Annotated in this window: 17 protein-coding genes; 7 read left to right on the plus strand and 10 right to left on the minus strand. The window is 44.2% G+C overall.

From position 1 onward, the window contains the following. The first annotated feature begins 13 nt into the window (after positions 1 to 13). From D3P12_RS13620 to D3P12_RS13630, 3 genes are all read left to right on the plus strand, one after another. Entirely contained in the window at positions 14 to 1,504 is a 1,491-nt protein-coding gene (locus D3P12_RS13620) for a RagB/SusD family nutrient uptake outer membrane protein (protein ID WP_118196389.1), read from the plus strand. Between the two features lie 23 nt (positions 1,505 to 1,527). Then, on the plus strand, positions 1,528 to 2,358 hold the full coding sequence (locus tag D3P12_RS13625; protein WP_118196390.1) for a LamG domain-containing protein: 831 nt from the start codon (positions 1,528 to 1,530) through the stop codon (positions 2,356 to 2,358). A 65-nt stretch (positions 2,359 to 2,423) separates the two neighbouring features. After that, a complete protein-coding gene (locus D3P12_RS13630; RefSeq protein WP_205941142.1) occupies positions 2,424 to 3,791 on the plus strand; it encodes a glucoamylase family protein in 1,368 nt (455 codons plus the stop codon). Between the two features lie 26 nt (positions 3,792 to 3,817). Here D3P12_RS13630 and D3P12_RS13635 read toward each other — a convergent pair whose 3' ends face one another. From D3P12_RS13635 to D3P12_RS13665, 7 genes are read right to left on the minus strand one after another with little or no spacing between them, the layout of a single operon-like run. Further along, positions 3,818 to 4,705, minus strand: coding sequence for a ChaN family lipoprotein (locus tag D3P12_RS13635; RefSeq protein WP_205941108.1), 888 nt, complete (start codon positions 4,703 to 4,705; stop codon positions 3,818 to 3,820). Further along, positions 4,705 to 5,730, minus strand: a complete 1,026-nt coding sequence (locus D3P12_RS13640) for a hemin-degrading factor (RefSeq protein ID WP_118196392.1) — start codon at positions 5,728 to 5,730, stop codon at positions 4,705 to 4,707. The genes D3P12_RS13635 and D3P12_RS13640 overlap by 1 nt, the downstream gene beginning before the upstream one ends. Before the next feature lie 17 nt (positions 5,731 to 5,747). Then, positions 5,748 to 6,533, minus strand: a complete 786-nt coding sequence (locus tag D3P12_RS13645) for a heme ABC transporter ATP-binding protein (protein WP_118196394.1) — start codon at positions 6,531 to 6,533, stop codon at positions 5,748 to 5,750. 11 nt (positions 6,534 to 6,544) lie between these two features. Then, a complete protein-coding gene (locus D3P12_RS13650; protein ID WP_118196395.1) occupies positions 6,545 to 7,591 on the minus strand; it encodes a FecCD family ABC transporter permease in 1,047 nt (348 codons plus the stop codon). 11 nt (positions 7,592 to 7,602) lie between these two features. Further along, positions 7,603 to 8,478 carry a heme/hemin ABC transporter substrate-binding protein gene (locus D3P12_RS13655; protein WP_118196397.1) on the minus strand — a complete coding sequence of 292 codons (876 nt, stop codon included), beginning with the start codon at positions 8,476 to 8,478 and terminating at the stop codon, positions 7,603 to 7,605. Positions 8,479 to 8,501: 23 nt separating this feature from the next. Then, complete coding sequence (locus D3P12_RS13660; RefSeq protein WP_118196399.1) at positions 8,502 to 9,605, minus strand: HmuY family protein; 1,104 nt, start codon at positions 9,603 to 9,605, stop codon at positions 8,502 to 8,504. A 56-nt stretch (positions 9,606 to 9,661) separates the two neighbouring features. After that, positions 9,662 to 11,725 (minus strand): TonB-dependent receptor plug domain-containing protein, encoded by a 2,064-nt coding sequence (locus D3P12_RS13665; RefSeq protein WP_118196401.1) that lies wholly within the window; start codon positions 11,723 to 11,725, stop codon positions 9,662 to 9,664. 261 nt (positions 11,726 to 11,986) lie between these two features. Between D3P12_RS13665 and fabF the strand changes: the two genes are divergently transcribed. Then, entirely contained in the window at positions 11,987 to 13,228 is a 1,242-nt protein-coding gene (fabF, locus tag D3P12_RS13670) for a beta-ketoacyl-ACP synthase II (protein WP_118197107.1), read from the plus strand. A gap of 197 nt (positions 13,229 to 13,425) precedes the next feature. Here the strand turns inward: fabF and D3P12_RS15830 are convergent, their stop codons facing one another. After that, positions 13,426 to 13,584 (minus strand): type II toxin-antitoxin system ParD family antitoxin, encoded by a 159-nt coding sequence (locus D3P12_RS15830; protein ID WP_205941109.1) that lies wholly within the window; start codon positions 13,582 to 13,584, stop codon positions 13,426 to 13,428. Between the two features lie 404 nt (positions 13,585 to 13,988). Here D3P12_RS15830 and D3P12_RS13680 point away from each other — a divergent pair, with 404 nt between their 5' ends. Beyond that, positions 13,989 to 14,543, plus strand: coding sequence for a DNA-3-methyladenine glycosylase I (locus D3P12_RS13680; RefSeq protein WP_118196405.1), 555 nt, complete (start codon positions 13,989 to 13,991; stop codon positions 14,541 to 14,543). A gap of 2 nt (positions 14,544 to 14,545) precedes the next feature. Beyond that, entirely contained in the window at positions 14,546 to 15,628 is a 1,083-nt protein-coding gene (locus D3P12_RS13685) for an NADH:flavin oxidoreductase/NADH oxidase (protein WP_118196407.1), read from the plus strand. Positions 15,629 to 15,657: 29 nt separating this feature from the next. On the opposite strand, the gene D3P12_RS15600 is transcribed toward D3P12_RS13685, so the two are convergent. Both D3P12_RS15600 and D3P12_RS15605 read right to left on the minus strand, forming a co-directional pair. After that, on the minus strand, positions 15,658 to 17,748 hold the full coding sequence (locus D3P12_RS15600; protein ID WP_245977457.1) for a family 43 glycosylhydrolase: 2,091 nt from the start codon (positions 17,746 to 17,748) through the stop codon (positions 15,658 to 15,660). Between the two features lie 102 nt (positions 17,749 to 17,850). After that, the gene (locus tag D3P12_RS15605; RefSeq protein WP_245977458.1) at positions 17,851 to 21,210 is read right to left on the minus strand and encodes a sulfatase-like hydrolase/transferase; all 3,360 of its coding nucleotides are present in this window, start codon (positions 21,208 to 21,210) and stop codon (positions 17,851 to 17,853) included. Positions 21,211 to 21,287: 77 nt separating this feature from the next. Here D3P12_RS15605 and bla point away from each other — a divergent pair, with 77 nt between their 5' ends. After that, entirely contained in the window at positions 21,288 to 22,091 is an 804-nt protein-coding gene (bla, locus tag D3P12_RS13710; RefSeq protein ID WP_118196409.1) for a subclass B1 metallo-beta-lactamase, read from the plus strand. Positions 22,092 to 22,135 lie beyond the last annotated feature (44 nt).

Here is a 22,135-nt window from a genome sequence, read left to right on the forward strand (position 1 = left end):
AAAAAGTACGATCATGAAAAAATTAAACCATATATCGATTAAGTTTTCAGTTGTTGTCGTATTATTTGCGATGATGACAACTGCCTGTAAAAAAGACTGGCTTGATCGGAAACCATTGGGTCAGCTAACCGAAGAGGACTTAGATCCGGGTTCTTTGGAAGGACAAGTATTTGCTATTTATGGCGGTGGTCTCCGGCACGAAGGAATCAGTGGCCTCCCCTATATCGCGGTACATAATATGCGCGCAGATGATGCTGATAAAGGAAGTGCGCCAGGCGACGGTGAAGATGCTGCAAGAATATTTGACAATTTCCAGTATGTCACCGACTTCTGGCTGATCAATTCTTATTGGACCGGACAGTATAACCTCATCAACCTCTCCAATAATGTCTTGGCAGCAGCCGATTCGCTTGAGAATCAGACGCCACTCACGCAAACGAATATTGGTGAAGCTAAGTTCTTCAGAGCCTTCGCTTATTTCAATCTGGTAAGGTCCTTTGGCGAGGTGCCTAAAATCGACTTTAGAATTAACGATCCGAGTGAGGCCATTGTACCCAAATCAACGATCGCTGAAATCTACCAGTTGATCGACAGCGACCTTCAAGAAGCGGTAGCTTCCCTACCCCCTACCTGGGACAGCCAATACGAAGGTCGCATTACCCGGGGTGCCGCACTCGCCCTGCAGGCTAAAACCTTTCTAACCCGACAGATGTGGTCGCAAGCTTTAGCTTCCGCCGAAATGGTTATCAGTTCAGAAGTATATGACCTGAGCACACCCTACAATCAGATCTTCCGTGAATCAGAGGAAAATGGAAAAGAATCTGTATTTGAAATTCAGGCACACTATACACAAAGCAATACGGAAGTCGGAATTACCTACGCAAGCCGTCAGGGTGTACGGGGTGCGGGCGACTGGAATCTCGGATGGGGATGGAACGTGCCGAACCAAAAGATGGCAGATGCTTTTGAAGAGGGTGATCCACGCAAGGATGAAACCCTACTCTATACCGGCCAAATGAATTCGCCTTACGGAGAAACACTGCCCTCAAACCTGCCCAGACCCTATTGGAATAAAAAAGTATATACCGATCCGGATATCAGACGATCGACTGGAAGCCTGGGGGGAGCATGGTTCAATATGCGTGTCATCCGGTATGCCGATGTGGTTTTAATGGCTGCTGAAGCGGCAAACGAACTAGGCGGCGCAACAAACACTGAAAAAGCCTTGGAATATTTAGAAATGATCCGTGCCCGAGCGAGAGGTGGTAATTCGGCCGTGCTGCCAGAAGTGACAACTACCAATCAGGGAGAGCTGCGAAACGCTATCCGACACGAAAGACAAGTGGAACTCGGGATGGAGCACCAACGTTTCTTTGACTTGGTACGCTGGGGTACCGCTGCAGCCAACTTACCGGGATATCAACATAGAAATCGTTTTTTACCCATTCCTCAGCCTGAAATCGATAAATCGGGAGGTGTTCTCGAACAAAACCCTGACTATTAATCGCTGACTTAAAATCGCTCACTATGAAAAATATCATATCCAAAGCATTAACAGGTATCTTCTTCCTGACGCTAATCGCTAGCAGCTTTGTCAGCTGCCAAAAGATGGAAAGACCGCCGATGAACATTATCCCTGACGATACTGCTCGACTAAACGGCCCTTTGCAACTATTTCTTGCATTTGAAGATAGTCCACTCGATAGTATACACGATGTAGAGGGATCCGTTGCAGGTGTAACATTTGTCGACGGACACAAAGGAAAAGCTTATAAAGGCTCGTCGACCGGTCAAATCCAATTTGGAAATGCAGGTAAGTTGGCTCCGATGACCAGTTTTACCGTTGCTTTTTGGATGAACACTGAAAAACATGGTGGTGGAGCACAATCTATCTTTATGCTACCCCGGACTTCTGATTTCTGGGGAAATCTTTTCGCCATGATTGAGGGTAATGAGGATGCGGACGATAACAGCATGCTATTGAAATTCAATTTCGCAGGCAACTGGGTTGAATTTAGCGGGAATAACGGCGTTGAAAGGTTACCCGATATGTACGGGAAATGGCGACATCTGGCATTCAGCTATGATGAAAACACCTCAAAGTTTGCAGCATATTTAGATGGGCAAGCGATTGATCTGCCAGCTGCGGTAACCGATAGGAAGAAGGACGATGCACCACTCGGTCCTTTAGCCTTTCAAGATGCTTCACAATTTGTTATCGGTGCATTTCAACAACATATCGGGGTTGGAAATGACCCAGACGCCTGGATGCTCCATTATACCGGCATGTTAGATGAGTTTAAGGTTTATACAAAAGCTTTGACCGCAGAGGAGATAGGCAATTTATACGCTGAATAAACAAGACATTGGAACGAAAATTTATGATTATGACTAGTAGAAAAACACATCTCTTTTCAACTGTCATGAGCTATTTCATGATATTCATGGCATTAATTAGCTTTGGCATAACAAGCTGTACCTCCCCAAAACAAACAGACGTTAGTCAGCCTGATGAAGACGACACAACGAGTTTGAGCGACGATTCGCTTCTTACATTGGTTCAAAAGCAGACGTTCAACTATTTCTGGGATGGCGCAGAAGAAACATCCGGACTTGCGCGCGAACGGATTCATATGGATGGCGAGTATCCTCAAAACGATCAGGACGTCGTTACCATCGGAGGGAGCGGATTTGGCATCATGTCTATTTTGGTAGGTATCGAGCGCGGTTTTATTAGTCGTTCGGAGGGCTACACTCGACTTAACAAGATAGCCGACTATTTAGAAAAAGCTGATCGCTTTCATGGCGTTTGGCCTCACTGGCTGAATGGCCCAACTGGCAAAGTAAAACCGTTCAGTCCGAAGGACGATGGTGGGGACTTAGTAGAAACAGCATTTCTGGCACAGGCGCTTATTACCGTCCGTCAATATTTTCAGGACGGTAATGACCAAGAAAAAGCACTTGCTGCTAAAGTTGACGAACTTTGGAAGACAATCGAATGGGACTTTTATCGAAACGGTGGTCAGAATGTCCTCTACTGGCACTGGAGCCCAAACGTTGGATGGGAAATGAACTTCCCCATCCGCGGTTACGATGAGTGCTTAATCGTATACATCCTTGCAGCTTCTTCTCCCACACACGGAGTACCAGCCGAGGTCTATCATGAAGGCTGGGCCAGAAGTGGCGATATCAAATCAGACTCCGAACAATATGGAATAAAAACCGTCGTCGCTCACAATGGGCAAAATGGAAATGTAGGACCGCTTTTTTGGTCCCATTACTCCTATTTAGGCCTAGACCCACAGGGTTTGCGAGACCAATATGCTAACTATGAGGATTTAACAAAAAATCACACCCTGATTCACCGAGCCTACGCGATTGACAATCCTAAGAAGTTTAAAGGTTACGGCCCAAATATGTGGGGCTTCACATCAAGTTATTCAGTAAACGGTTATTCTGGTCACAGCCCGAACAACGACTTGGGCGTTATTACGCCAACAGCAGCAACTTCATCCATCCCTTATACACCGGAATACAGCATGGAGGTCATCCGGCACCTTTATGAAGATTTAGGTGACAAAGTTTGGGGCGAATACGGCTTCTACGACGCTTTAAGCGAAACCGATAACTGGTTCCCGACTCGTTATTTAGCAATCGACCAAGGGACCATGCCCGTCATGATCGAAAACCATCGGAGTGGTATGATCTGGGATCTCTTTATGAGCGCACCGGAAATTAAAGCAGGACTGACGAAATTAGGATTTACCAGCTCAAAGCATCGTTTGGATTAAGTCTCTGTTGATGTCCGCAAGCGCGTTTAATGAGTCGTCGTCATATCCGAATCAACAACAATGATAAAGTCCGCTAGCTGTCGGTTTCTCTCATCAAGCTCATCAATCTGATCCTGACTAACGGTCGTAATAGTCAGAATCTTTTTGAGGGGAATATCACGCGACAGGAAATTAACGATCCCCTCTTTCCGGTCACTGTGATAAGAACCGTTGAGATGTAGGAATACCGTCTTTCTGCCACTATTTTCTAAGGTAAAATGAGCCATCGTAGCATCCTTAACAGCTTGCGCTTCCATCATATTTTTACCTTTATGGCCTTCTACCATTTTGCTGATTTCTTGATAAGATTTCTGAGTTGTGTCAATTTCGATGGGTAGCGGAGCGATATAACTTTTCGCCTGTTCGAAAAGCTCATTCAGCACCCCTATACCGTTATGATAAACAATATTTGCATATCTTCTGGGTATATTGGTGGCAATAAACTTCAATTTGTTTTTCTTTGCAAATTCAAGAATAGGCTTGTAATCAGTCTTGTAGTTCTTCCATAACCTCACCTCATCTTCAAAGTTTTTCTGACTGATCTTACCACTGAAATACTCATCGATAAGCAATTGGTTGTCGGCCTCAAACATCTCCACCCCAATCACTAACCGGTCACCGTGCGATTGGAATAAAGCTTTTGTAAGTTCCAGTTGCAACCAATGACCAATCGGATTATTGTGAAGTTCACCAAAAAAAATGTGTGACTTGCCCTCCGTTTCCTGGATAACCTGATCAAAGTCCACTTGTTCGCCTTCGCTGTTGTATATTAAAAAAGCCCTCTGGGCAAATACATGCCCAGAGAAGCTTAACAAAACAAAAACAAGAAAAGTAAAACACACAGACTTACACATAATCTGTTTCTTCAATTTCATTATTTCTTAACTAAAAAGTCAGCAACCACCTTGCGCCAGGCTTCACTTTCCGGAATTCTCGGTTTACGCTTTCCGAAAAATTGAACGATGATATTTCCTTCTTTGTCATAAGCCTCGATACTCGTGACAACCCCATCTGAGGTAGGTTTTTTCACTAACCATACACTATCAACGGCATCCTCACGCAAATGCATATTAAACTCAGGATCCAAAATATTAAACCAGGGACCGCTTTGTAAAAGCTTCTTTGCTTTTCCAGTATGGATTTGTATGCAACCGCGACTACCGATAAATACCATAATATCAACATCTTGCTCAGACACCGCTTCCAACAATCCCTTTACCGAATCAAAATATACTTCTTCGGCATGACCTTCAGGCGCTAGCCTCATTGCTTGTCTCCTGCTTACACCAAACTTCTTTAAAAACCCAAAAAACTGATGTGTATCTGTCAGCGCTAACCAACCTTCTCGAAAACCTTCGACATCGATCTCGCTGTCTGGGGTTTCCACGATCGCCTTATCCACAGGTTGCACAAGCACAGGGGCACCCTGATCATCGGCCTTATATTTTGTTACCAATGCATCATAAGCTTTTTTATCACTTTTATCGGTCAAGTATATTTTATGAACCGCGGTGCCATCCAAATCAAAAAACTGCAAACTCTTCCGGTCCTTCTCCTGAACCGCGAATCCAAAATGCCACGCAGTCATAAACAAACGCAAATCGATATCTGGATTAACAACCAGACCTACATGAACATTGAAGGTTGCTTTCGTGTAAATACCCTTACGCTCGTGTACCGCGTGATCATTTCTGGTCAAGGCCATTACGTATCCCAACGTTTTAATCTCTTTAAGTATTTCTTGAAAATCAGGTCTTAATGCAATATTCTTCTCTCCTGTAGCCACCAATTCGGCCTCAGAAACGCCCAGCTGTTTTGCTGCATCTCGAATGCGAACCTTTGGATTTTCAGCTTTGAATGCAGCATACTGATCTTTTAATGTTAATGTTGTGTTTTTCATAATAATAAAAATTAGATTTAGTTTTTTATACCTCTAGCGGGAACAACAAACGGACAATGAAACTCCGCGTCCTCAACCAGTTTTACATGAATATTAAATGCTTGATGTATATTTTCACAGCTAATTACTTCCTGGGGCTTACCAAAAGCCACTCGTTCCCCTTTTTTCAAAATCAGCACTTTGTGCGCGTAACGAGATGCATAATTGATATCATGAAGAATACTTATTACGCAGTATCCCCTGTCGGCCAAATCCCGTGCAAACGATAGGATCTGCTGCTGATATAAAATATCCAGTCCGTTAGTTGGTTCGTCTAAAAAAAGGAGACCCTTCGGCTGATCATAAATCTGGGCAATAACCCGGGCAAGCTGAACGCGCTGCTGTTCACCACCAGATAAAGTGTTGTAGTCTCTCTGCGCAAATTCAGCAATACCTGTTTCATCCATTACGGCCCGAACAATCTCATAATCTTTGCTTGTAGGCTGATTGTCAAAATGAGGATACCGCCCCATCATGACAAGCTCATTGACCATAAATGAAACCGAAATCGTGTTGCTCTGCGCTAAAACCGATCTGAACTTTGCCAATTCACTCAGTTTATAAGTTGAGATTGGTTTTCCGTGAATCAAAATATCACCTGAGTCGCTTTTCATTTCCTTGCAAAGCAGTTTCATCAATGTACTCTTTCCAGCTCCGTTAGCGCCAATAACAGCCAAAAGCTCACCCTGCTGCACATCGAAGCTGATATCGTTCAACAGCTTCTTGGTTCCAACTGAATAATGAATATTTTTTACTTCAATCATAGCTCAATCTTTTAAACAAAACTTCTCTTTCTCCGTTCAACCAAAATGATGTAAATAAAAACAGGACAACCCAGAATCGCCGTGATAATACCAATAGGTAATTCGGCCGGAGCAACAATAACCCTGGAAATCAGATCTGCCAAAACCAAAACGGAGGCTCCTAACAAAGCTGAGCCAGGAAGCACCAAACGATTATCTGCTGAAAATGCCATCCTCAGGATATGGGGAATCACCAAACCAATAAAGCCGATCATTCCGGAAACGGAAACCGAAGCACCGACCCCCAGCGTGGCCAGAATAATCGTCATGGATTTCAGCAAACCGACATGAATACCCATATGGCCGGCCTGCGCCTCACCCAAAGCCAATGCATTTAAAGGCTTTGCAAAAAAAGGCAGGGCAATTAACGGAAGTAAAACCAGTGGTAAAATCACCCCAACAGTTTTCCAGCTCGCACTCCCCAAACTCCCCATACTCCAGAATGTAATATTGCGCAACTGGTCGTCGCTCGCCGGATAGGTCAACAAACCGGTAAAGGATCCGGCCAAAGCATTGATAGCGATACCAGCCAACAGCAAGGTTGTGATATCTGCTTTTCCCCGGTTCATCGAAAGTCGGTAGACAATTAAGGTAGCCAATGCCCCTCCGAAGAAAGCAGCGATCGACAAAGCATAATAACCAAAAGTAGCGGTCATAAAGCTGAAAAAACGAGCTTCCAAGACAATCATAATAACTGCAAATAAGGTTGCACCCGCTGAGATACCAATCAATCCGGGTTCGGCTAAAGGGTTTCTAAACAACCCTTGGATGGTAGCACCAGCAATAGCGAGCGTGGCGCCAACTAAAATCCCCAACAACGTACGAGGCAAACGCAGCGTGGTAAACACAGCCTCTTGTTGCTGTGAATAGTTCTGTATATTGCTAAAACCCAATTGGTTCATAATAATTGACCATAACTCACCGGCTCCTATTTTAACGGCTCCTACGCACACCGACAAAACACTCGCCGCAATTAAGAGAATAAATAAGCCACCTAAAATTAATTTGCGTCGTTTCAATTAATTTTTTCCTAATGTATTTTTTCTGAAAGTTCCAGGATCGCTTTGCCTAAACGTTGGCTAAAGCCCGTCAGCAACTGTCCATCCATTTCAACAATCTTTTGATTTCTACCAGCATTGGTTTCCTTCACACCTGGCATTTCCAATAGCATATCTGCTCCACCTAAGCTCGACAGACCGCTGTCAAAAAGGAGGATTACATCCGGATTGGCTGCTACCAGAGCTTCTGCCGTTAAGGGTTTAAAGTCCGAAAAACCACTCACAGCATTCTCGCCGCCCGCCAATTGAATAATCTTTTCAACCTGGGTGCCTTCTCCAGCCACCATCATGGTGCCAGCACCCCGGGCGTAAATGAACAATACACTGGGTTTTGAATCTGGCTGATCCAAAGAGTCTACTTTGGAAAGATCACTTTCTAACGCCGTAATAATCGAATCACCCTTTGCAGATTTATCCAGACTATCAGCCAGCGTACGGATCAGTCCCTTTGCACCTTCAACGGAATATTCATGGTCGAAAACCAATACCTTGGCTCCAGCGCTGACGATCTGATCCTTTACTTCGGGTTTCAGGTCGTTCGTAGTAGCAATAACCACATCCGGATTAAGTGCCAGCACACCCTCGGCGGTCAACTGACGACTGTGTCCTACCTTCGGATTTTCCTGCAATCGTTCAGGATAAGTGCTCGCTACATCTACGCCCACGATCTGTTCCTCTAATCCGAGATCCACCAAAATCTCAGAAACAGTACCATTGATTGAGACGATTCTGGCAGAATCCGCAAAGGATGCTTCTGACTCAGAAGAAGCGGATCCAGTTCCATTGCAAGCAAAAAATACGATCGTGATAGCAAGGAGCAAACTCGTGTTTAAAATACTTCTAATCATCTTATCTATTTTTCTGTTTTATTTTAATTCCCTCTTACGACAAGTTTGTATTCCAACTCAGGATAGCCTCTTTTTCCTCCATCAGTCGGCGGGTCACCTGCCCCCATGCTGATAAACCTTAGTTTATAAACATTGCCGGTTCCATCCTTAATTAAGTAAAAACGGTCAGGTTGTGCACCGAGCGGCGTTCCTGTTGTTTTTCTCCAACTACTCGCAATCACACCTCTGGTGTTAGCAAAGCTTACTCCAGCCAGATCAGCTTCGGCAAAGTCTTCATAAGTAGGTTCACCTGTCGAGGCTCCTTCAGCATCTTCAAAAACAATTTCTGCTGCTGAAACACCGGCGTGATGATTAATGAAAACCATGTCTGAATACCCGTAAGGATAGCTATCTCCATTCGGCATGCTACCCGCATACAAACTCCAGGTCCACTGGAAATCCCACTCAGCTTTCAATGGTTCAACTGTAAGTGGCCCTTCAGTAAAAGATACGTAGTTGAAATTATACCCTTCATCTTTTTTAACAGTAAGGCTGCTAAAATCCGTATCGTTCAATTTTGCATATTGGAGCACATAATCATTCCCTTCCCGTAGAATACGGATTTTGTAAAGATCGTCAGCTGTAATCACAGCACCGTGACTGCCACCAACAGGATTCACAACAAAAACTTTATTATTATCTGCTGTAGCTGATATTTCCGGGATCAACGTTTTACTCAGATCGCCGGTTAGATCATCGATGTTGTCAAAGGCGTTCGGACTACCCAGGGCAATAGCTAAATCGTCCAGATTGACGTCACTTTCAGATACAGCATTTAAATCGGCTTTATTTACCTGTACTGCTGAGGCTCCTGCAGTATTATTCAGTACCACCCTAAATTGACTGCCATTATAAAATCCCAGGTTCCAACTGGTACGTTTTACAGAGGATTGCTTATCAGCGCTGAGGTCAACAAAAACAGTGTTCGCTGCACTGCTGCCTCCTTCCCCACCGTCTAGCGTAAGCTCAGTACCGTCTGATGGTGGAATATCTGGGATCGGGTCATCACCTCGTTCGCAAGAAGTAAAAGCAACGGTAGTCCCCATTAACAGAAAAAGCAGGGATGGGTTGTAAAATGATTTTTTCATATGATTCTTTGTTGTATTAAAATTGTTTGTGAATTGAGTTTAGTTTATTTTGTTTTTTAATTTTTAGACCATTGTAAATTGAGACCCAAGAAGAAAGAACGCCCATAGCTTACAGGCACCGAACCAGCAGCTTCGCTATGCGCTCCACCCCCGCCTAGTGAGGTGTTGTCAATTCTGGTAACATCGAATAAGTTGCGTACACCTCCGATAAGAGTCACATACTTGTTAATATTTTTATTGATACTCAAGTCTGCCAAATGATGTGCGGCAATCGTTGCTCTACGGGTAGCCAAACTTCCGTCGGAAAGAACCTGAGTTTCATAGCTTGGTCGATCCCCATTGAATTTATAGAAGAGATTAACCCCCATTTTCCATTTCGGAATGTGATACATCAGCTCGCTGTTAATTTCCGGAGTCCACACCATCGATGGTATATTGGTTTCGTCTTCTGATAACCGATTATACCTTCCTATATAAGAAAATCCGAGTGTTGCAGTCAGATTTTTCCATTCGATACGGTTCTCTAACAATGACCCTATCGTCCTAAACTTGTCAATGTTGATGTAGGTATTAACCGAACTGTTCTCCGCGTCAACGCCAACATCGATCAGGTTATCAAACTCATTGTAGAATCCGCCGAGCGTCGATGACAAGCTCACATCACCGAAATCACGACCATGCCAACTCAGATAGGTATTGTAGCTATTTGAATGTTCAGCTTTCAGATTTTCATTTCCTTGAATCGAATGGTTTGCATCAAAGAAGACAAAATAAAGCTCTCTTAAGGCTGGTGACCGGAAACCACGTGCATACGCCGCTCTCAGATCAAAATCCTTGCTTAGGTCGAATTTGGCATTCAATGAAGGGATAAGCGGTGGTGCATCATACACGGAGTTTTTAATCAAGCGGACTCCGGGTCTTAGGTTCAGCCATTCAATAGGTTTTATTTCAGATGATACGAAAAATGCATAGTCATTGATCACAGGCTCACCCTCAATCCGCTGACCGCTACCCTTGTTGCTGCTCACCTCAATTCCGGGTTGAAAAGACACCTGATCATTCAGTTTGTAGTGCATCGTCCCACGGAAAACGAAGGATGTGAACCCCGCTACATCCTGCTCCCCATCACCGCTGGTCAACTCCGATGTTCCGTTTCTGAAATCATGCCTTACGGTTTGAGTAGCACGTTCATAATCTTGATAAGATACCGATCCGGAAAAGCCCAGTTGGTTATTGACATTCCAGTTTGACTGGAGCACATGCGTAAAGCGCTGCGTCAAATAGTTCTTGTCCGTCGCCCTTAAGTTCAATTCATTCAGCGCACCAGGCGAATAAATGTCCTCATCCAAATAATCCAATCGATACCAGGTATTACTCTTCTGGTTTTTATAACCTACCGACCCCGACGCAATCCACTGTTCTTTAGGATTCCAGTCGAGCGCCCTGCCTACACTATTACCTTGCCAGCCACCGAAGTTATTTCGGCTACCAGAAACCATCGCGTTAAACCCATTTTTCACCCACCCAATGGATACGTTATTATTGTGTACACCTTCATTATTGAAAGTACTATATTCTTCACCTGCGGTCTCTTCCTGCACGCGGACAGAAACGATCAGATTATCCTCGCTTTTGGCTTTGTTAGTAATGATATTGACCACACCCGCCAGCGCATCTGTGCCATATACTACTGACATCGGGCCTTCTACCACTTCGATCCGGTCAATATTGTTAACATCAATCTGGCTCAAACCCTGTTTTGTCGCCCCTCTATCTATGATCGGCACACCATCTATCAAAATTTTCACATTTTGCCCAGTCATCCCCATCAGTTCGATATCACTCTCGCCCAAGGTCAGGTCATTAGAAAAGCGAACACCCAACTGATTGCTCAGGATATTTTCGACACTGGTTGCCGCTCTAAGACGGATTTGATCGTTATTAATCAAACGCACACGGTACACCGACTTATTCAACGACTGAGGTGCAAATTGTCCGGTTACAACCACTTCATCTAACGAACTGTTCTTGATCGTATCCGGATCAGCAAACTCTTGCGCCTGTGATTTTATACTAAAACATATGCACAACGCAGGCAACAAATAATATATCGACTTCATTTATTTAGAATGATTAAAAATAACTCTACAAACGTATCACATTATTTAGAATCATTAAAAATAAAGTTGAGATATTCCGTCTTACGTCATTTTCATAAGATATTCGATCGTTTAACGTCATTTTAAATTGTGGCAAGAAAGCAAAGCGCATTAGTTTATTATTCGTATTTTTGCACCTTATAAAAATTTGCAGGAAGGTTGGTATCAGTACCTTCGGGATTAAACAACGCAAGAGAACAAGATAAAAGAATAAATAATCATATGAAAAGAGTCGTCGTAACAGGATTAGGAACAGTCAACCCACTTGGTCATGACATCCAGTCGTTCTGGGAAAACCTATTGGCTGGGAAAAGCAGTGCTGGAAAAATCACTCGCTTTGATGCTTCCTTATTCCGCACCCAGATTGCTTGCGAAGTGAAGGATTTTGACCCGAAGAGATACCTCGACAGGAACGAGATCAAAAGAAGCGATCTATTTACACAATATGCTTTATACAGCGCTTCCCAGGCAATGGAAGACTCGGGACTAGAGGTTGACAAAATGGATCCCTTCGATATCGGTGTTGTTTGGGGCGTCGGACAGGGAGGGATGGAAACCTTTGAAACGGAAGTGGAAAACTATGTAAACGGCGATTACGTACCTCGCTTCAGCCCTTTCTTCGTACCCCGGCTGATCGTCAATATGGCTTCCGGCTTGATATCCATGAAGTTTGGTCTACAGGGTATCAATTATGCAACGGTTTCCGCCTGTGCGACAGGGAATACAGCGATCATGGATGCGTTCAATTACATCCGTATGGGCAAAGGAAAAGTATTTGTAACCGGTGGTTCTGAGGCTCCTATCACCGCTGCCTCCGTGGGTGGATTCTCCGCTATGAAGGCCATGTCTGCAAGAAATGATGATCCGGCTACTGCCAGTCGACCTTACGATCAGGACCGTGATGGTTTCGTGATGGGCGAAGGCGCGGGAGCTATTATACTTGAAGAGTACGAGCATGCGAAAGCGCGCGGCGCTCATATTTATGCAGAGCTGTCAGGTGCCGCCATGACTGCCGATGCATACCACATGACCTCACCTCACCCTGATGGTATCGGCGCCTCTAAAGCGATGCACCTGGCACTTAAAGAGGCTGGTCTTAATCCAGAAGACCTTGATTATCTGAATCCGCACGCCACTTCTACACCGATCGGCGATATCAGTGAGCTGAATGCAATTTCCAAGGTATTCGGAAGCTCACCCCATTTGCAGATCAGCGCAACCAAGTCGATGACCGGTCACCTACTTGGTGCTGCCGGCGCTATCGAAGCCATTGTTGCCATCAACGCGATCCAACATCAGGTGATACCACCAACCATCAATGTTGAAAAACTAGACGTTGACATCTCCAGGGATTTCAATATCGTATTAAACCAACCTTTGGAAACACGTGTGAATAACGCTATGAGCAATGCCTTCGGATTTGGCGGGCACAACAGTACGCTGGTATTTGAAAAGTTTTCTTAGATCAAGAAACAATAACACTATATTCTAAAGAGCAGACTTTTTAACAAGGTCTGCTCTTTTTTTGCACCATGCCGTTATCGGCAAAAAACATGAAGGTTTAAGCATATTTTTATTCTATATTTGCCGATAGAGGCTTCCTGCCTTACGGTCCAAGACAATTACAAAGCTATTCTCCGATATTTTGAAATAGAACTTGATTAGATTTGGGATTTCCTAAGATTCGTCAAAAATGACTGGCGATCGAAATTCTTAACAAAACCAGACTCCTCTCCTTTCCTGAGTTCATTCATCAGACCTGCTTTTTTAGTTTCTTCATATTCAAATAACCTAAGCGCCGCCCTAATAACTTCACTCACTACCAATTACTGGTACAAAACAAAAGACATTCCGTTTTTCGTTATAGTTAAATAAACATTGAACACTTAATCTAAAACAGCCCTATTCCACACTCCCCGGCACCGATTTTCGAGATAATTCGTATTGAATTTGCGATAGTTTTAGACGGAGATTAGTCGGACATTGTTCGGACATCATTCGGACATTGGTCGTGTAAACACGACAAGACTACGACTAACATCCGACTTAGATATGTTTAACATCCGACTTTCCTTAAAGTTAATAAGCTCCGTTTGTAAAACCAGAATTTATCCGGGTTAGGTTGGGGTTTCCGCGTTCGATCATTTAAAAGTCAATTGTCCGCCAACCAATCCCCAGCTTCTAAATAAAAAATGGATATTTGCACTACACAAAACTCAACCCTATGTCCTATTGCAATGCCGTTGAGAATATGACGGGCGACAGACGGGCTCTTCATAAGGCCTATCACGATTTTCTATACGGATTTCCGATTCATGACGACAATGAATTGTTCGGTCGACTGATCCTCGAGATTAATCAGGCAGGACTGAGCTGGGAAACGATCCTGAAAAAAGAACAGGCTTTTCGGAATGCCTATGACAATTATGATATCAAAAAGATTGCTGCATATACCGAAAATGACCGTGAGCGCCTTTTAGCAGACGCGGGCATTATTCGCAACCGACTAAAAATCAATGCTACAATCGAAAACGCCAAGACGATTCAAAAGCTGCAAAAGGAATACGGTTCTTTTGAAAAGTGGTTGGAACATCATCACCCGCTGAGTAAAGAAGAATGGGTTAAGTTATTCAAAAAGACTTTCAAATTTACCGGGGGTGAAATCGTAAATGAGTTTTTGATGAGCATAGGGTACTTACCGGGGGCACATGATGCTGACTGTAAGATTTATCACGAAATATTGAAAACAGAGCCTCTTTGGGCACAGACAGGTAATTAGATATGAGCAAACTTCTTTCTCCTATTCAGATCGGAAAATTTGAATTGAAAAACAGAATTGTAATCTCACCCATGTGTCAATATACAGCAGAAGACGGATTTGCTAATGATTGGCACTTGGTACACTTGGGCAGCCGTGCTATCGGTCGCGCCGCATTGATCATTCAGGAAGCTACCGCAGTTTCTCCGGAAGGACGGATTAGCTACGGTGATTTGGGACTATGGAAGGACGAACAGATCGACAAACTAAAGCAGATTGTCGATTTTCTACACAGTCAAGGGTCGCTCGTCGGTATACAGCTAGCTCATGCCGGAAGAAAGGCCAGTTCGGAAAAACCTTGGAAAGGTAGTGCACAAATCAGATCACATGAAGAAAATGGATGGCTAACCTACAGCGTCAGTGCGTTACCTTTTGCCGAAGGGCAAGAGGCACCTGTGGCGCTCGATGCTGAAGGGATAGAAAAAGTATTACGCGATTTTGAAGAGGCAACGAAACGGGCTGTAAAAGCCGGTTATGATGTAATTGAAATTCATGCTGCCCATGGTTACTTGTTGCACCAGTTTTACTCGCCTCTCAGTAATCAGCGGACTGATGAATATGGCGGTTCTTTTGAAAACAGGATTCGCCTGACGCTCGAGGTAGTCGACCGTGTACAATCGGTTATGAGCGAAGATCAGCTTTTGTTTGTACGGATATCGGCGACCGACTGGATAGAAGGCGCATGGGATATAGATGATTCGGTAAAACTGGTGAAAATCTTACAGGAACGTGGCGTGCAGGTCATTGACACCTCCACCGGTGGCAATCGCATTACAAATATACCGGCAGAACCAAACTATCAGGTTCCATTCGCAGCGCAGATAAAAGAGGAAACAGGTATCATTACCGGTTGTGTTGGCTTGATTAATACACCTCAGCAGGCCGAGGAAATTCTACAGAACGATGAGGCTGATCTGATTTTGATTGCACGAGAAAGCCTTCGCAATCCGCATTTCCCGCTTTACGCCGGTGTGGTGCTGAACGATGAGATCAGCTGGCCACCGCAATATGAACGAGCTTTCCCTAAACACGGTGAATGGAAATAAAATCTTGCTGGTCGGCTTACGCCGATCAGCTATTCGGCTAACGTCGGACCATGTACAACGATTTTACCATTGTTATCTACTTCCATCCGATCGATAAAGACCAAACGTTCATCGCCGGTCTTTTCGGTTCGACCGTGGTAAACACATAGCATATCCTCTCCATCCGGAGAAAAAGTAATGCTATTATGCCCCGTACCGGTTACTTTCCCATTCTTCTGAAGGATGGGATTTTCCGCGGCCTTTACAAATGGGCCGAGCGGGCTCTTTGATGTAGCATAACCCACGGCATAGTTCTTTCCGCCGAAGAAATTGGCAGAATACATCATATAATAGATATCATTCTTCTTAAATATGTACGAGCCTTCAGTCCATCGGCGATTTGCTTCCCGGGCGGTGACCGAGCGGCTCTCCCAAGTATGTACATCCAGTTCCAATGGTGGCCTTAGTAGAAGTTCCGGTTCTCCAATAACCCCACTAAAATCGGGTTTCATTTCTATACCATATACCCAGCTTTCCTCAATTTCATCATACCAGCCTTTTTCCTTTGCCCATGCGGAAACTTCGCTTTCTACCGGATGTTTATAACAGCAGCGCGAGTAGTATAAATAAACCTTTCCGTCTTCAAACCAGACATTGGCATCGATGATCGGATAGCCCGGATCGAAAATAGGTCGGTCGTACATATCGATAAATGGCCCTGTAGGTTTGTCCGAAACCGCTACGCCAATCTTAAAGTTTTCCAACTCATTGTTTGGATTTACTTTCCACTGTGCACTGTAAAAGAGGTAATATTTACCGTTGTGGTGGTAGACTTCCGGCGCCCAAAAAGCGTCGATCCCCCATCCGTTTTTATTATCGCTATGGTATACCTGACCTTCAAACTTCCAGTCTTTCAAATCGGTAGATGAGTAGGCAGCAAAGCCTTTTTTCGCTCCGCCTCCTGTACCATACATGTAGTAGGTACCGTCTGCATCTTTCATCACATAAGGATCACCAAAAGCAACAGGTAACGGATTGTTTCCGGTTGTCAACTGCGGACGGTGGCTATGCTGATGGCCGATGACTTCAGCTTCTCCGCTTGGTCGTTTAATCTCCACCCCCGCAGGTATCGGCTCACCGAATACGGGTTCCCCTTGATCATTCCAAGTGAACTTCTGAGTTCGGACATCCCGATCCCAACCGGGTTCTAAAGTTCTTTTGCTATGGTAGACAATCCACCATTCAGAATCGTCCGGCGAAGTAGTAAAACTCGCATGGCCTACGCCGTGAACCTTTTCATTACCCAAAAACACAGGGCCTTTTTTCTCCCAATTCCCTGGGTCCATAGGTGATTTTGAAGGGTCCTTCAAGCGTAGCTGACCCAGTCTGTAATTCTCTAGCCAGGATTCGCGCGTAGAATAGATGATAAAGGTTTGTCCGTCACGCTGCAATACCTGAGCACCCTCATTCAAATTAAGTGGGCCACCTGTTTCCCAAGATTCGGTCGGTGAGGATATTTTCACTCTTTTCGAACTGATGGTATAGGGGTTACTCATCTCAGCAATGTATAAATGTTGCGGCGTGGCATCGGTTGTTTCGTTTTTCTCCCATCCCGACCATACGGCGTATAGCTGACCATTAAGCTCCATTGGAGTCACGTCAATTGCCCAGATGGTTTTTACATAATCGTTCGGATCATCGCCTGTTTGGAGGATTCCACGGTCGATATATTCCCCTTGCGGATCGTCGGTTACCGATTCCAGCACTCCTGATCGTTGATAGATATATGGTGGCCCTGACTGCCCCGCTGCATAATAGATATACCATTTATCGCCAATACGGTGCAGTTCCGGAGCCCAAAGACAGCTTTGGTTCCAACCCGTATCAGGCGTTTCCCAGACCGTTACCTTTTCCCCCGGTTCGGTCAGGGTTTTTGATTTTGTAACGGTCAGCGTTCCGCCATTTTTACCACTTGCCGCGATCATGTAATAATTCCCTTCATGCTTCGTAACCCAAGGATCGGCCCCTTTTGCAATGGGATTGGTAAAATATGTTTGCGCTGATGTACCTTGAGCGTAGGTCAGACTAACATTCGTAATAAATAAAAACATCAGACAAGCAGCAAGTAAATTCTTCTTCATAGGAGTTTCAATCATTTAAATAAGGTTCGGTCGTTTTTCATCAACAGCTTAGAGCTGATCCAATCGTAAAGATAACTATTGTCTTGGTTTTTCCGCAGAGAATTAATTAAAGGGAACATCCATGCCTGTGCCTGTATCGTCTTGTTTCTTCATCCACGCCTCAAGCTTTGCTCGCATATCGTTAATTTTCGCTTGATACTCCGCTTTATTGGCCAGATTATCCAGTTCATAGGGATCATTGTTCAGATCATAAAACTCAATGCGAGGTTTACTGACGATCCGTCTTGTAAGGAAGGCGGCGCGATCATCGGTTTTTGCCTTATGAACCCAGCTTGTAAAGGGGAGTTTTTTCTTTGTGGTATCGGTCATGTACTTAATATGATATTCTTTTTCCGGTGTGAGGTTCATGATTAATTTAAAGTCTGTATCACGGATACTTCTGATGGGATATGATGGGCCTTCCGGGATATTATTATGGATACCATAAGCAAAATCGCGGTGCATTTGACTCTTTCCGGTCACCACATCCAGAAAGCTCTTTCCATCCAGATCGGGGATATCTTGGCCACCCGCTATGCTTACCAAGGTGGGCGTAATATCTTCGAACTGAACAATCGCATCAGTTTCTGTATTCGAACTTATTACTCCCGGCCATTTAATAATCATCGAACTTCGCTGACCATTGTCGTACAAAGTCCATTTTCCACCAGGAAATTGCGGCCCCTGTTCCCCAAGAAATATCACGATCGTGTTCTGCTCCCGACCCGTTTCTTTCAGAAGCTTAACAATATCCCCTACCTGATCATCCAGTCGCCTCACTTCTGCCAAGTATTTTGTAAACTGGTTTCTCGTCAACCGCGTATCTACCCAGTGTGGAGGCAGGATCAAGCTATCTGCGTTAAACTCACTTGGGTCACCCACTGTCCACGGCGCATGCGGATTGATACTCATGACAAATAAACAAAAGGGATCATCCGCGTCTTCGATGAATGTTTTGATACTATCCAGATTATACTCGTCCGTCGCCGCTACACAATTAGGTTCAAAACCGGGGATGATCTCAAAGGGAAAGATGTTCTTCGGTTTGGTCATATGATCCTTGCCTGTTAAGGCAACCCGGTAGTCCAGATCACCCAGGTAGTGGACCACACTTTTGAGACCTGGGTTAACAGACTTGTGATTTTGGTAGGCGCCACTTCTTGCCGGATATAAACCTGTAAACAAGGAAGCTCGAGTGGGAATACACATTGCTTCAGAAGCGATCATCTGATTAAACTGCAATCCTTCAGCTGCCAGGGCATCAATATGTTTCGTATTGATATTTTGTCCACCATAAGCACTCAACTGACGACTGTCCAGGTCGTCAGCCATGATGATAACGATATTGGGTTTAGAAGGCTGAGCGATACTGGTCTTTTCGATCAGCTCCACATCATCAATCCATAGATCCTCACCTAAACCTAATTCATTGAAATATAAACTAATCGCGTACGCACCATCTTCCTGAACCTCAACTATCGAAGTACTGACTGACGATGCCTCTTTGGATGATTCAATAGTTTGATCAAGCAATCGGCTTTCCCCGTTAGGACGTTCAAAACGAAGCGTGTATTTCGCATGATCTCTTGCTTTTGAAGTTAGTTTTACCTGGTAGCGTTCACCTCGCTTTGCTTGAAATCTCCAAAATACCTTCAGGTCATCGGTCTGTGTTTGCGATTTTGTTGGTGAAACATGCAAAGCATATTGCCCTGTTAAAGCCGATGAGGAATCAAGACGGACACTCCCCTTCAACTGATCGCTCTCTTGGATCGCCCAACCACCCAACTTATCTTCCTCGAAAGAGCCATTCACTTTTTTCCTGTTAGACTGTGCTCGTAGTCCATAATTACGTGTATCAAGAGGAAATGCACCGATCTTTTTTGCCCATGCCGTCCAACTTTGATACATTGAATTAACGCGCTCGGGATAGACTGATGCCAGGTTATTCATTTCCACCGGATCATCATCCATGTTATAAAGTGCCAACTCATCCTCTCTAAACATGCTATCCTCGGGAGTTCGGGACACCAGTTTCCATTTCCCGTCCCGCATCGCAATATTCGCTTCATGCTCCCAATAGATGATACCCCTATCGTTCTGTTGTGAGGAAAAATGAGGCATCAGACTCTTCCCTTGCATTGAAACGATTTGGTGACCCTTGTAATTTTCGGGATAATCAGCACCTGCCACTTCAACACAAGTTGCCATGATATCCGTTATATGTCCATAATCCGACACAAAGGTGTTATTTAAACTCTTAGGGATCCCTTGTGGCCAATGAACAATTAAGGGGGAAGCGATACCTCCTTCGTAAGTATAGTGCTTATATTCTTTATAAGGGGTGCTGCTTAAATTAGCCCAATTAATACGGTAGCTTTCAAAAGTGTCTTCTTTTCCGTTAACTTCCTTACTCTTGCCGCTACTGATAAATTCTGCACAAGCACCGTTATCACTCAGGAATAAAATAAGTGTATTATCAAGCACACCCTTTTCCTTTAATTTACCCACAATCTGCCCGATTCCCTGATCCATGATATCGATTTGAGCTGCATAGATAGCCATCCTCATTGCCATTTCTTCCTGCTGCTCTGCCGACAAGCTGTCCCATGCCTCTATTTGTGTATCACGTGGACTCATTTTTACATGCTCACCAAATAAGCCTAATGCCTTTTGCCGTTCAAACCGCCCTTCCCTAAGCTTATCCCAACCTGCCAAATAGCGTTCTTTGTATTTGTCGATTTCTTTCTGTAGTGCGTGCAGGGGCCAATGTGGTGCTGTATAAGCCACGTATAAAAAAAATGGATTTTTATTTCCTTCAGTGAAATGCTGATCTATATAACGTACGCTGCTGTCACTGATGGCCGTTGTCAGATAAAAATCTTCCGGAGCTTTGTACCTGGAATTACCACTATATACAACAGGTGTAAAATAATTTGCTCCGCCCGGAATAATACCAAAATACCTGTCAAACCCCCGTTGCAATGGCCAATTGTCAGTTACCATTCCATCTATCTTCCGCTCGTTCGTTAAATGCCATTTTCCTGACATGTAAGTTGAGTAGCCGGCGGACTTGACAACTTCCGCAATGGTTACACAATTATCGTTCAGGTTTCCCTGATAAGCCGGAGTGCCCAGGTCGGCGGCGGCCATCCAGCCCATACCGGCTTGGTGGGGGTAAACACCCGTTAGCAGTGAAGCTCTTGTCGGACAACACCTTGCTGCATTATAAAACTGTTTGTAACGTAATCCTTTGGCAGCTAACAGGTCAAGATTCGGAGTTTCAACCTCTCCACCGTAACTGCCGATATCAGAAAAGCCCAAATCATCGGCTAAAATAAGTACAATATTAGGTCGGTCTTGTGCGTTTGCTAAAGGTGCAATCAGTAAGAAAATACATAAGACACTGATGATTCTGTTTTTCATAATTTAGGGTTCAGTCTCTGCTTAATCAAAAATAAAATTTATTTTCGGGTCTTCGAAACTATGACGAGAAAGAAAGAATGAAAATCAAAACCTTTACAAGCTCTTTACTACTATTTGCTACACTGCTAGTCAGCTGTAACACAAGCAAAACAGAAAACGTCCAAAATACCAATACCAATCAGTTGCTCCACGTTCAAACTGGACAACAACCACAAGATTCGCTTCTCTACGAGAGCGAAACGTTGACAATCCGTCAAATCTCAGAACATGTTTATGAACATACCTCCTACCTGTCTACCGAGGACTTCGGGAATGTACCATGCAATGGAATGATTGTCTTTAACGGAACTGATGCGATTGTTTTTGACACACCAGCGGATGCGACGAGTTCCGAAGAGCTATTGAAGAAATTGGATGAAATGGGGCTTCGGACAAAAGCAGTCGTTGCCACACATTTCCATGCAGACTGTATAGCCGGACTAAACCAGTTCCATGCGCAGAACATACCTTCTTACGCGAACACGCGCACAATTGTCAAACTAGATGAATTAAATTCAGAAACGATGCCACAAAACGGATTTGATAATGACCTTGAACTTGAGCTTGGCAGTCAAAAAGTCTATGCAAAATATTTTGGTGAAGGTCATACCAAGGACAATATTGTCGGTTATTTTCCAGCGGAAAAGGTGCTGTTTGGTGGTTGTCTTATCAAAGAAATGGATGCAGGAAAGGGGAATCTTGAAGATGCGAATACAGATGCGTGGTCTGCTACCGTATCAAAAATCAAAAGAAAATACCCCGATATACAACTGGTTGTTCCGGGTCATGGGGCGACAGGCGGCCCGGAGCTTTTGGATTACACCATTGCTTTATTTGAGTAAATATCGGTATACCCAGGTCGTGATCTACTGCAAACAAAAAATCT

This window comes from Pedobacter indicus (genome assembly GCF_003449035.1).
GTDB classification, from domain to species: Bacteria; Bacteroidota; Bacteroidia; order Sphingobacteriales; family Sphingobacteriaceae; genus Albibacterium; species Albibacterium indicum.

Excerpts from the sequence above, each read along its gene's own strand:
- D3P12_RS13620 (WP_118196389.1), top strand. The coding sequence starts at position 14 with ATGAAAAAATTAAACCATATATCGATTAAGTTTTCAGTTGTTGTCGTA.
- D3P12_RS13625 (WP_118196390.1), top strand. The coding sequence starts at position 1,528 with ATGAAAAATATCATATCCAAAGCATTAACAGGTATCTTCTTCCTGACG.
- D3P12_RS13630 (WP_205941142.1), top strand. The coding sequence starts at position 2,424 with ATGAGCTATTTCATGATATTCATGGCATTAATTAGCTTTGGCATAACA.
- D3P12_RS13635 (WP_205941108.1), bottom strand. The coding sequence starts at position 4,705 with ATGAAATTGAAGAAACAGATTATGTGTAAGTCTGTGTGTTTTACTTTT.
- D3P12_RS13640 (WP_118196392.1), bottom strand. The coding sequence starts at position 5,730 with ATGAAAAACACAACATTAACATTAAAAGATCAGTATGCTGCATTCAAA.
- D3P12_RS13645 (WP_118196394.1), bottom strand. The coding sequence starts at position 6,533 with ATGATTGAAGTAAAAAATATTCATTATTCAGTTGGAACCAAGAAGCTG.
- D3P12_RS13655 (WP_118196397.1), bottom strand. The coding sequence starts at position 8,478 with ATGATTAGAAGTATTTTAAACACGAGTTTGCTCCTTGCTATCACGATC.
- D3P12_RS13660 (WP_118196399.1), bottom strand. The coding sequence starts at position 9,605 with ATGAAAAAATCATTTTACAACCCATCCCTGCTTTTTCTGTTAATGGGG.
- D3P12_RS13665 (WP_118196401.1), bottom strand. The coding sequence starts at position 11,725 with ATGAAGTCGATATATTATTTGTTGCCTGCGTTGTGCATATGTTTTAGT.
- fabF (WP_118197107.1), top strand. The coding sequence starts at position 11,987 with ATGAAAAGAGTCGTCGTAACAGGATTAGGAACAGTCAACCCACTTGGT.
- D3P12_RS13680 (WP_118196405.1), top strand. The coding sequence starts at position 13,989 with ATGTCCTATTGCAATGCCGTTGAGAATATGACGGGCGACAGACGGGCT.
- D3P12_RS13685 (WP_118196407.1), top strand. The coding sequence starts at position 14,546 with ATGAGCAAACTTCTTTCTCCTATTCAGATCGGAAAATTTGAATTGAAA.
- D3P12_RS15600 (WP_245977457.1), bottom strand. The coding sequence starts at position 17,748 with ATGAAGAAGAATTTACTTGCTGCTTGTCTGATGTTTTTATTTATTACG.
- D3P12_RS15605 (WP_245977458.1), bottom strand. The coding sequence starts at position 21,210 with ATGAAAAACAGAATCATCAGTGTCTTATGTATTTTCTTACTGATTGCA.
- bla (WP_118196409.1), top strand. The coding sequence starts at position 21,288 with ATGAAAATCAAAACCTTTACAAGCTCTTTACTACTATTTGCTACACTG.